At 52.7% G+C, this 11,815-nt stretch carries 8 protein-coding genes; 6 read left to right on the plus strand and 2 right to left on the minus strand.

What is annotated here, in order from left to right:
* Positions 1-12: 12 nt before the first annotated feature.
* Together F608_RS0114090 and F608_RS34840 are read left to right on the plus strand one after the other, a co-directional pair.
* Positions 13-1,008, plus strand: a complete 996-nt coding sequence (locus F608_RS0114090; protein ID WP_027362753.1) for a GspE/PulE family protein — start codon at positions 13-15, stop codon at positions 1,006-1,008.
* Positions 996-2,204, plus strand: a complete 1,209-nt coding sequence (locus F608_RS34840; RefSeq protein ID WP_051148575.1) for a MinD/ParA family protein — start codon at positions 996-998, stop codon at positions 2,202-2,204. Before F608_RS0114090 ends, F608_RS34840 begins: the two co-directional genes overlap by 13 nt.
* 318 nt (positions 2,205-2,522) lie before the next feature.
* Here the strand turns inward: F608_RS34840 and pncB are convergent, their stop codons facing one another.
* Both pncB and F608_RS0114110 read right to left on the minus strand, forming a co-directional pair.
* The gene (gene pncB / locus F608_RS0114105) at positions 2,523-3,692 is read right to left on the minus strand and encodes a nicotinate phosphoribosyltransferase (RefSeq protein ID WP_022666295.1); all 1,170 of its coding nucleotides are present in this window, start codon (positions 3,690-3,692) and stop codon (positions 2,523-2,525) included.
* A gap of 316 nt (positions 3,693-4,008) precedes the next feature.
* The gene (locus F608_RS0114110) at positions 4,009-4,563 is read right to left on the minus strand and encodes a hypothetical protein (RefSeq protein WP_022666296.1); all 555 of its coding nucleotides are present in this window, start codon (positions 4,561-4,563) and stop codon (positions 4,009-4,011) included.
* A 232-nt stretch (positions 4,564-4,795) separates the two neighbouring features.
* Between F608_RS0114110 and F608_RS0114115 the strand changes: the two genes are divergently transcribed.
* From F608_RS0114115 to F608_RS34845, 4 genes are all read left to right on the plus strand, one after another.
* The gene (locus F608_RS0114115; RefSeq protein ID WP_022666297.1) at positions 4,796-9,016 is read left to right on the plus strand and encodes a PEP/pyruvate-binding domain-containing protein; all 4,221 of its coding nucleotides are present in this window, start codon (positions 4,796-4,798) and stop codon (positions 9,014-9,016) included.
* 15 nt (positions 9,017-9,031) lie between these two features.
* Positions 9,032-10,288 (plus strand): type I glyceraldehyde-3-phosphate dehydrogenase, encoded by a 1,257-nt coding sequence (locus F608_RS0114120; protein WP_022666298.1) that lies wholly within the window; start codon positions 9,032-9,034, stop codon positions 10,286-10,288.
* 92 nt (positions 10,289-10,380) lie between these two features.
* On the plus strand, positions 10,381-10,914 hold the full coding sequence (locus tag F608_RS0114125) for a nitroreductase family protein (RefSeq protein ID WP_022666299.1): 534 nt from the start codon (positions 10,381-10,383) through the stop codon (positions 10,912-10,914).
* Positions 10,915-10,927: 13 nt separating this feature from the next.
* The gene (locus F608_RS34845; protein WP_153307508.1) at positions 10,928-11,806 is read left to right on the plus strand and encodes a PDC sensor domain-containing protein; all 879 of its coding nucleotides are present in this window, start codon (positions 10,928-10,930) and stop codon (positions 11,804-11,806) included.
* Positions 11,807-11,815 lie beyond the last annotated feature (9 nt).

Consider the following 11,815-nt stretch of genomic DNA (forward strand, 5'->3'; position numbering starts at 1 on the left):
GGAATCGGTTCATTGGAGAGATCATCCGCTCAAAATAAATCCAGCCTGCAGATCGGTGAGCTATTCATCGAGGAAGGTCTGATCTCCCCCCAGGATATGGAAAGGGCCCTGGCTGTACAGGAAAAAAGCCTTGATTCCCAGAGCCGGAATCGGCCCAGGCTGTTTGGAATGATTCTCTGTGACCTGAACCTGGTGACGCCGGTGGACATTTACCATGTCCTCAAGAAAAACAACACACTCATGACCCTTCAGGGGTATCTTGAAAGCCGGGGGATTCTTCCCCCCGGGGCCATCCAAAATGCAGAGGTCCGTGCCCAAGAAACCGGGATCCCCCTGATCAGCATTCTGCTGGAGGACGATATCATTCCCAGGCAGCAAATGGCAAAGATCCTGGTGGACCTGTTTCACATTCCCCTGAGATCCATCAGTGATTTTGTGTTTAATAAAAAGGACCGTGCCAAGCTTGCCAGACTCATATCCAGTCAAGACGCCGGATCCAACGGGGTGATTCCCCTGCTCCTCCAGGGAAAATCCCTTTTATGCGGGATCACGGATCCGGATAACCTTCTTTTCATCCGGGAGTTGAGCAACAAATTTCCCCTGTACCGGTTTGAGGCCCTTTTTATTCCCTTTTCCGGATTTGTCTGGTTCTATAAACTTCTGTATAATGAAACCCATACGATTTCTCCGGGAATTGAAAAATCGAAAGAAAAATCCATGGAACTCTCCCTGCTCACGGATTATGAGGCGGTTATCAAGGATCCGGTAATTGAAAAGGACGGGGTTCTGGCCCTGTACGAGCGGTATGAACTGCTTCGCAAACTGCTGGGATGTAAAGGAGATCAGGACCGCCGGGTGGCGTTTCAGACCTTTATCATGGAAAAGCACGAGGCCATTACCCGGAAATTTCAATGCAGATCCATACGGTTTTCCCTGGAGAATGACCAGGGGCAGGTTATGATCGCGGCATTTCCCAAACACCAGGAAAAAAATCCATGGCAAAAGTAATCACCGTTACCAGCGGAAAAGGGGGCGTCGGGAAGACCAGTATCAGCCTGAACCTTTCTCTGGCTCTTTCCTCGGCCGGTTTCAAGGTCTGCCTCTTTGATGCCGACCTGGGCCTGGCCAATGTCAACATCCTCACCGGACTCTTTCCTGAAAACGGGCTTGAACAGGTCATGGACGGGGACCTTACCCTGAATGAGATCATGATCAGGGACTTCCACGGGATCGATATTATTCCGGGCAGTTCAGGGGTTGAGAAAATGGCAGACCTGACCCTGAAGGAATCCGACACCCTGATAAAAGCCTTTCTGAAATTGGATGCCTATGATTATTTCATCTTTGACACTTCAGCGGGGATCTCCGCCCAGGTCCTCTCCTTCTGCATGGCCTCCCATGAGATGATCCTGGTGGTTACACCCGAGCCCACCTCCCTGACCGATGCCTATTCCCTGTTAAAGGTTCTGTCGGAGAACCGGCAGGTTCCGGCCGTAAAAGTGGTGGTCAACCAGGTCAAGACCCGGGCCTCTGCCCTGAAAACCTGGTCCAAGTTAAAAGGAACCGTCCAGAGATTTCTCCGCATCAAAATTTCCCCCCTGGGCATCGTGGCCCATGACCGGAACGTTCCGGCCGCCATCATATCCCAGGTCCCCTTTTTTATCCTTTCCCCGGACAGTGTGGCCACCAGATGTATCCGGTCCATTTCCCAGAAACTGGCCCTGGTTCCGGATGAACAGGCAGACATTCCCATGGAGCTTTTCTGGCACCAATGCTTTCAATTCTTTAACAGCCGGAAAAAAGCCGAATCCCAGACCCGGGCATCGGGGCGCCGCCGCCCGGGCCCAGCCACCCCTGGGACCCCACCGGCCCGGGATTATTCTTTGGAACTGGCAGAACTCAAGCAAGGCCTGTCCCGGATTGAGGCCCAGGTCTCCCGGCTCATGGACGATACCGCCGGGATAAAGGACCTCATGGGTCAGGTGACGGAGCTGAAAAGGATATTCAAACAGAAGGCCTTTTCCAGCCCTGGAGAGAAGCCTGTCCCGGACCGGACCCTTCACCGGCAAAGGCCCGCTCCGGCTGAGGCGGCGGATCGCCCTGAAGATTCCGACAAGGGGATTTCCCCCGTTGCCGCCCCCCTTCCCAAACCCGGGAAGATCTACCTCGATTTTGAAGCCTGGATGAAAAAGCGTTCGGTTTAAAACAAAGGCATTCCTTACTGCTTTTTGGGATGGATCTTTTCACTGCAAATTTTAATTAATAGATCCATAGCTGTTCTCAAAAGAATATACCGAATCTTGCCGGGAGGAGCAAAGATTTTGCGCTCATTCTCGAAAATCATCCATGATTTTCTCCGAGGAGGGACCCCTTCTCCACCGGCGTCCTGCCGCCCGAAGGAATCCAATCCGCGAAAACCTCTGCTCCTCCCCGAGTATGGGCTCAGTCCAAATATAAGGTGAAAATAAAGGAAGATAGTTTTGAAAACCGCTATAAGCTTGAACCACCGGGATGGCTTCTGGTCAGGATTCCATTTGTAAAACCCTGAGGCAGTTCTCCAGTTCTTCGGGCGTGCCCGTACGTTTGCCCCTGTCATCGGAGAGTTTGATTGTATCCTGCCAGGGCTCTTCGGCGCCGGGCCTGGATTTTGAAAGTTTGATAACCATGTTCAAGGGAACAACTCCCACGTCATTGGTCAGGTTGGTGCCGATTCCGTATGCATCCTTGATCTTTCCTTTGCACTCCCGGTGAATGGCAACGGCCCGGTCAACATCCAGGCCGTCGGAAAATACGATGGTCTTGGCGCAGGGATCAATGCGCAGTTTTTTATAGTGATCCAGAATCTTTTGTAAAAAGCCCACAGGATCCCCGGAATCCTGACGAACTCCGTCAAACAGCTTGGCGTGCATGGTGTCAAACCCGGATAAAAACACATCCGTGGTATAGGTATCGGCCAGAACAATGCCCAGATCCCCCTGGAATACCCTGACCCAGGCATCCTGGGCAATGATATTGGCCCTCCGGTACCCGGCCAGCACGGCATGGAACATGAACCATTCATGGGCCAGGGTGCCAATGGGCGTGATCTTGAATTTTCTGGCAAAATGAACATTGCTGGTGCCGATGAGGGTGTTGTTTTCCACATCCAGAAGATCTTTGATCATGTTTTCCTGATTGGCGGCAGAGTATCTTCTCCGGGTTCCGAAATCGGCAAACCTCACCTGGTTTCTGCTCAAGGTTCGGGCCTTTTTCCGGTTGATCTCCCGGATCTTTGGCCGGGGCAGGATCGGGGCATCTGTCATGGAGAAATAAATTTCACTGATCAGGGCCATGAGGGGAACCTCCCAGAGAATCGTCCTGTACCACGGGCCTTTGACGGTCAAGGAAAACCTTCCGTTTTCCTGTTCCACACTCACTTCTCCGGGATGGTAGGTATAGGATTCAAGAAAATCCAGATAGACCGGGGTGAGAAAATAGCAGACATCTGCCAGGTATCTCTTTTCATCCGCTGAAAGACGAAGACCGGCCATTTCATCCACCCGGCTCCTGAGTTTCCGGGCAAATCCGGGGGGGAACCGGGTATTTCCCCGGTTGAAGAATTTGTATTCGGCCTCTGCCCGGGGATAGAGAGTATGCACGGCCTGCTGCATGGTGAATTTATACAGATCATTGTCAAGGATGCTTAAAATCATGGATTTTTCCAGTCTGGATTGAAGGCTGACCCCGGTTATAGCCTTTTTGGAGGAATTTGTATAGGGGGCGGCAGCAAGTTCCGGCTTGAGGGCCTGCCGGTCCTGTGTATGGGAGGAACTCTTTTAAACGGGAATCGGGAAAGATGGGATTGGTGTTCCATGACCTGTGCCGGGGCAGCAGAGAAGACGAGCCGGCGGCCCTGGAAGAGATGAAGGCCGCCTCAGTGATTATTTGTCCCCGGCTTCCTGAAAAAATCTCAGACCTTACCCCAACGCTGCAGAAATCAAATTTTTATGCAGCGTTGGGGCATATTCTCTATTCGGATTCAAAGGAGCGCTGGAACAGATCTGCCAGGGCCTCTTTGGCATCCTCCGTCAGATTCCGGGTGCCGGTTCCGGAAAAGGTCTTGTGGGAAATGACCGGGGTCACCATCTGCCAGGAGTTGTCAATCCAGGAAAACCATGCCTTGCGGTCCTGTTCATAGACAAATAAAGGCCGGTTAAAGAGTTTTCCCAGTTCAACCCCCCATCCGGTGCCTCCCTTGACCGTATTGTCCGGAAGAATCCAGCCCACGACAAAGATCTGGTACCCGTTGTTGATCATGTGGAAAATGGACTGAATGACCTTGCGGATCTTATCGGCCTTTGAAAAGGATCTGCCCATGCGGGCCGATACGATGTCCATGCTGATGTCCCCTTTTTTCAGCTCTTCGTTTGTGAGGATCCATACTCCGGAGTCACGATGGATCTTATGTCCTTCAAAGGAAAAATTGACTTCCTTGACACCGAATTTTTCCGCAAGTTTTCCAAATTCCTCTTCCGCACCCCGGTGGCCGCCGCTGTACAGTGTAAACTGAGATGGTTGGTTCATCCTTTTTCTCCTGAAGATTGAGGCGCTGGCCTCTTTTTCTGCAAAGTTGATGTTTTATTTGAAAATAATTGGGTACGTGCCCAAACCGGCTCTAGAACACCGATGCCGGATATAATATATAAAATCAGGGGAATAATCAATAGAAGCAGTCCTGGGGCGTTGAAAAAAACCGTGAACATGGTACACTGCCCGGAACAGATGCGGGTCAGATATTGGTGAACAGGATAAGAACATGAAATCAAAAGCCCTTGAGGTCAATCTTTCCGATACAAAAACCGATGTAGCCATTGATGAAAAGTACAGGTTTCTCCTGGAAATTTTCAGCGGATATGTGGGCATTTTAAACCGGATGGAGATTTTTTTAAAAGAACTCTCCCATCCCTATATGAACTGGGGCTTTATCGTCAGCGAAGCCCGTCATTTTTCCCTTCATTATTTTTATCTCTACAAATCCCATGAAAAGGGCAAGGATGCCCTGGCCCTTTTCGCCCAGATGCAGATATCGGCATTTGAATCCAAGACGGAACCCCGGATCCGCTCCGATGCAGCAGACAATCTCATGCTTCTCATGCATCATATGGCAAAGGAATCCGGCCAAAACCTGGACCGGTTCCTGCCGGTCATTGAAACCTTTTTGAACCGGGTCTCTTCCTATGAAGACCGGGACTTTAAATTCTTCATGGGAAGCTATTACCAGCCCGACCGCCTGGGAGCCCTGGTTCTGGAGAATCTGTCCCGGGAACCCAAAGACTGCCCCGGCCTGTTCTCCGCCCTGAACCGTCTGCTGATCCGGTTTTTTAACTCTTCTTTCTCCTATTGGCTGAAAAAGGATGATCCCATTGAATGGATCCGGGAGAATATCGATGAATGGCAGGTCACCCAGGAGCTGGCCCAGGTTCTGGAACAGGTGTCCCATACCCGGGTGCGGACCTGGCAGACCCGTCTGGAAGATCTGGTTCGCTCCCATGATCCCGGATCCCGGGAACTTTTATCCCATCTGATCCAATTGACGGGGTTCCGGGAATATGTGAAAAAATTCAAGGAGGTGCCCCGGAAAATCCCCTCTCTCAGCCATGATGAAACCTATGGCCGCCATCTTAAGCTGACCTTTTTGTTCTATACCATTCATGTGACCGGTCTTTCCATGATTCACAGGGATTCTCTGGGGGAGATCAACCGGACCCTGACCCTGCTCATCGGAGACAAGGATTTTAAAAAAAATATCCCCATCGTGGACCAGACCTTTGCCCTGCTCAAAGAGTACAAGGGGCGGTATCCGGGAACCGTTCTGGAGTGCATCCATAAAATCGGGGACGCGGTCTACCGGACCGATGAAATTGAACTGATCAACCACTTTATTGACCGGGCCGTGGACCACGGGTTTCAGTTTCCCATGATCCGGGGAACCGGGGAAGACTGGCAGATCCAGGGGAATATGGCCCATGTGAAGAATATCCGGGTTTTCCTCGACCTCATCGGCCAGCATCCCAACAACTCAAAGCGCCTCCTGTCGGCCCTGATCATATCCCTGGCCATCGGCGGGGTCTTTATCCGGGATACGGATCTTTTCCCCCGGGATATCACCCGGTTTTTAAATTCCGATATCGGACCGGTTTACAACCTGGTCAAGCAGCTGGCAAGGCTTTTGCCCACTTTTTTCAATGAAATCGGAGCCGAGGGGCAGCTGAGGGACATCTCCACCCAGCTGGATGAATCCTGCTATCGGAAAGACCGGCTGATTCATTTTTTAAGAAAGCAGTGCCATGTGGAAAGTTCCAGCCGGATCATCGAGTTCATCCAGCAGGTCATCCTCTTCTGGAAGACCCGGGACAAGACCCCCCTTGAGCCCTTTGTTCCCCCGTCCATTTTCCAGGACATCCAGACTTCGGGCCGGTTTGTGGACGGACCCTCGGCCATCCTGGGTTATCTTGAAACAAAAAAACTGGTCCATCCCGAAGATTTTCTCATGTACCGGCAGGATGCCCTGGACCGGTATATTGAGGAGGTGAAAGAGGTCACGGAGCTGGACCGCTCCAGGGTTAAGCTCATCCTTCATTTTTACCGGCTGCTCAATGAGAAATACGGCATTGACAATCTGGAGATAAAATCCTATCTCAGTTCATTCAAGGCCGAACATCTGCCCGATCCCCAGCGCCTCATCGCCGGCCTTGAGGAAAAAAACCTGGAGACCAAGATTGAGTATCTGCTCAACTATATGCTCCAGCTCAAGGAGATCATCCTCTCGGACAAACAGTTCGAGGTCAACGAGGCCATCTACCACAAGCGTCATTTTGCCGTGGACATTCCCTCCATGTACGGCAGTTACAACGAGGCGAAATTTGATGCCATGGGTCTGACCCTGAGGGTGGAGAGCATTGTCAACGTCCTGTTTGAAGATCTCATCAACGGCATTGACCTGAGGTTGATTACCAAACCCACATTTGTGAGAATCTTCACGGTCCTCTCCCTTTTCAGGAAAGCCCTGGCCCTGGACGGGATCATGTCCAACAAACTGGACACCCAGATGGAATTTTTAAAATATTCCATGAATATCACCACCTGCTCCTTTACCCAGTACCTGGATATCTTCAAGGGATTTACCCGGGCCGTGGCCGATGCCATCAACGACCACTTCAACAACCTGCATTCCAACAACCTGGTCCAGATGGAGTCCAGGATCGGCAAGGATCAGATCCTGCCCAAGTATTTGCCCAAGAATTATAAAGAAAAAACAGATCCGTCCGTCCTGGATGAGGCCATGGCCGGAACCCTGGATCAGCGGTTGGCCGACATCTTTTACCGGGACAGGATCGCCACTTCCCTGGGACTTCAGCAGCTGGATGTATTTTTAAACCGGATTCTACACACCCTGTTCCGCCAGTCGGAAAAACTATCCCAGGACGAGCTGAGTACCCTTTTGAACTACGATCCCAAATGCTCGGTCACCCGGATCAGCAATGAAGAACTCATGGGCCAGAACATTATTTTCCTGGGCAACAAGGGGTGGAACCTGATCCGGCTCAAGCAGCTGGGCATGGCCATACCCAACGGATTCATCATCACAACGGAAGTGTTCAAGTGCCTGGATCTCATCGACACCTATTCACCGGCCTCGGTGAATTTCAAGATGCATGTTTCCTCCATGATCTCCAGACTGGAGAATGAGACCGGCTCCTTTTTCGGGGATCCGAAAAATCCCCTGCTGCTCTCGGTGCGGTCCGGTTCCTCCATTTCCCAGCCCGGCATGCTGGACTCTTTTCTCAATGTGGGGATCAACGAAGAAATCGCCGCCAGTATTGCCGAACACACCGGGAATCAATGGTTTGCCTGGGACAGCTACCGCAGGTTTCTCCAGCAGTACGGCATGACCTTTGGAATCCACAGGGACGCCTTTGACCAGGTCATAGCAGCCCATAAAAAGAAAAAGGGGATTCAGTTCAAACGGTATTTTTCAGGCGCCCAGATGAAGGAGGTGGCCCTGGCCTATAAGCAGTTGCTCCTGGATTCCGGGGTTGAACTGGTGGAATCTCCCATGGACCAGCTTTTCCTGGCCATCCACAAGGTGTTTGCCTCCTGGAATTCCAAACGGGCCAAGGATTACCGGAGGATCATGGGGATTTCCGATGACTGGGGAACCGCGGTCACGGTCCAGTCCATGGTCTTCGGAAACCGGTCCCGACAGTCCGGGTCCGGGGTGGTGTTCAGCCACAGCCCCAAGCTCCCAGGAGACGCCATACGGCTCTGGGGGGATTTTACCATCGGCAACCAGGGGGAGGACGTGGTGGCAGGGCTCGTCAAGACCCTTCCCATATCCGAGATCCAACGGGAACTGGAGGCCCAGGAAACCCGCATCAGCCTGGAAACCGCTTTCCCAAAGATCTACGGTCAGCTCAAGGCCGTTGTCCAGCAGCTCATCCAGAAAGAGCTATGGAACCCCCAGGAGATCGAATTTACCTTTGAAGGACCAGAGGAGAAGGACCTTTTTATTCTCCAGGCCCGGGACCTCTCCCTCAGGGACCAGAAGAAAGTGGCCGGCTTTGCCCTGGATGAGCAGGAGCTGGAGCAGGCATTCCTGGGCCAGGGCATCGGGGTCAGCGGAGGGGCCATGAGCGGCAGGATCGTCTTCACCCTGGAGGAGATCAAGGCCTATCGACGGGAGGCTCCGGATGAGCATCTGATCCTGCTCAGGAACGACACGGTTCCGGACGATATCCTGGAAATTGATGCGACAGACGGAATTTTAACGGCAAAAGGGGGGTTGACCTCCCATGCAGCCGTGGTAGCATATAATTTGGGAAAGACCTGTGTGGTGGGCTGCGAAGACCTGTTCTGCGATGAGGAGAACCGGGCTTGCAGGCTGGACAATGTGAGCCTGAACACGGGGGATCATATCAGTATTGACGGACACCAGGGTTCTGTTTTTAAAGGCAGAATCAAAGTAAACCTAATTTAGTACATGAGGTGAAAAATGGGCACGAATAATGAATCAGGGGTTCTTGGAATAAACGGCCTGGGACGGATCGGAAAACTTTCCCTGTGGCACCATGCCGGCCGGAAATATTTTAATGAGATCGTGATCAACCTGGGCAGGGAAGTCGGCAAGTCCTTTTCCGACATTGTCCATTATATTGAGAGGGACTCCACCTACGGCCGTCTGGAAGCCTTTCTCCACGGCTGCATGGGAGAGCCGGTGATCACGGATGTGGATGAGGCAGGTTCAACTCTGCGGGTCAACGGGGTCAAGGTGACCCTCCTCAAAGAGCATCGAAACCCAAGGGATATCCAGTGGGCAGAGCACAATGTAAACCTGGTGGTGGACACCACGGGCCAGTTCCTTGACCCCAACCTTGCTGCCGACGATCCCAGGGGATCCATTCGGGGCCATCTGGAAGCCGGGGCCCAGAAAGTCATTGCCTCGGCGCCTTTCAAGCTCAAGCAGGGCGCAGCCATGCCCGAGGACGCCGTGACCACGGTCATGGGAATCAATGACCGGGATTATGACCCGGTCCGCCATGCGGTTGTTTCCAATGCCTCCTGCACCACCACCTGCCTGGCCCACATGGTCAAGCCCCTGCTGGACTACTTTGGCGTGGACCGGGTCCTGTCGGCATCCATGGCCACCATCCATGCGGCCACGGGCTCCCAGCAGGTCCTGGACCGCCTGCCAAAGACAGGGGCAAAGGACCTGAGGAAAAACCGGTCCATTATGAACAATATCATTTTAACGACCACCGGGGCGGCCAAGGCCCTCCAGCTGGTCATCCCTGAAATGGCCTCCATCGGATTCATTGCCGAATCCGTCCGAATCCCCACTGCCACGGGATCCTTGATTATCCTGGTCATGAACTTCCAGGACGAGCTGAACAAAAAGCCCATCCGACGGGATCTGATCAACGAGGTCTACCAGAATACCGCCGCCCAAAATGCCAACGGCTACCTGGTCTATTCAGACAGCCAGAACGTATCCTCGGACATCATCGGCACCCCCCGGGCCGCCGCCTTCATTGAGGGCCACGAAACCCATACCCGGACCGGGGCCATCAACATCAACCTGGAGCATATGCGGGGCATAGACAAGAGCCTGCTGGAAAACATCAAGGACCAGATGGTGGGCTCCATCCAGGTGACCCAGGCCGTGATCTACGGCTGGTACGACAATGAGCTGGGCAGCTACACCAACATGCTGGGAGACCGGACCGTTACCATTGCGGAATCTCTGGATTGAGCCGGAGGGAATGGTTTTTTGCCATGACGCACGGATTCGTTTTCTGCCCTGGGGGGCAGGGAATCTGCCATCTATAAAGGAACTCCAGAAAAATGGAATTGTTTGAAGCCATCCATACCCGAAGAAGCATCCGGAAATACCAGGACAGGGAAGTGCCTTTTGACCTGATAAAAAAAATCCTGGCTGCGGCCATGATGGCACCCAGCACAGGAGATGCCCGGACCTGGCATTTTATCCTGGTGACGGATCCGGATAAAAAGGCCAGGATCCGGGAGGTCCACCCCTATGTCAAGATGGTGACAAAGGCGCCCCTTGGCATCCTGGTCTGCGGGGACCTGTCCAGGGAAAAATTTCCGGGATTCTGGCCCCAGGACTGTTCCGCGGCCATGCAGAACCTGCTTTTGGCCGCCCATGCAAGCGGCCTCGGTGCCGTGTGGACGGGCATTCATCCCATTGAGGACCGCATAACCCGGTTTAAGGAGATCTTTGATCTGCCGGACCATATCCATCCCCTGGGACTGGCCGTAATCGGCTGGCCGGCCCAGGAAAGAACGGCAGAGGAAAGATATACAGAAGAGTGTATCCACCATAATAGATGGCAGGACAGGGCATCGACCGGGATCTGACACCGGAGGGATCATGAAAACAATGGAGACTAAAATGGATCCGAAAAAAAGAATCCTATTGTTGATTCTAATCATGTCCTCCATCGTCCTTATCGTTGAGGCCGTCACCATCGGTGTTCTTTACAATACGGCAATTACGGAAAACAGATCCAGGCTCGAAGAAACCGCCAAAAGCCAGGCCCGTCTGATTGAAGCAGTGGGGCGTTTCGACAAAATCTACAGCAATGACTACCCTTCCGGGGCAAGGCAGGCGACCCTGGATCAGATCAAAAGCGCCCATGAGCAGTACCGGGGGTTCGGTGAAACCGGAGAGTTTACCCTGTCAAAGAAGAAAAAGGACCAGATCGTTTTTCTCTTGAGCCACCGCCACTATGATCTGAACAATCCAAGACCGGTTGCCTGGGATTCCGAACTGGCAGAACCCATGAGGCTGGCCCTGTCCGGAGAATCCGGCACCATTATCGGCATGGACTACAGGGGAAAGACAGTCCTGGCCGCATACGAGCCCGTGGCGGTGATGGATCTGGGTATTGTGGCAAAAATCGACCTTTGGGAGATCCAAAGACCCTTTATCAGAGCCGCCTTGATCAGCGGATTATTTGCCATTGTCATTATTCTGCTGGGGGTCAGCCTTTTCTTCAAGATTACAAACCCGCTTTTAACCAGCCTGACCGACACCGTGGCAAGACTGAAAAAAGCCCTGGAAGAAGTGAAAACCCTGAGGGGGATCATTCCCATCTGCTCCTTCTGCAAGAAGATCCGTGACGATAAGGGGTATTGGAGCCAGGTTGAGGTCTATGTGAAAGAGCGGTCCCATGCAAGTTTCAGCCATGGTGTCTGCCCGGAATGCATGGAAGAGCATTATGGCGACTACGCGCCTAAAAAAAGATAACCCGGCCCT

Source organism: Desulfospira joergensenii DSM 10085, from assembly GCF_000420085.1.
In the GTDB taxonomy this organism is placed as follows: domain Bacteria; phylum Desulfobacterota; class Desulfobacteria; order Desulfobacterales; family Desulfobacteraceae; genus Desulfospira; species Desulfospira joergensenii.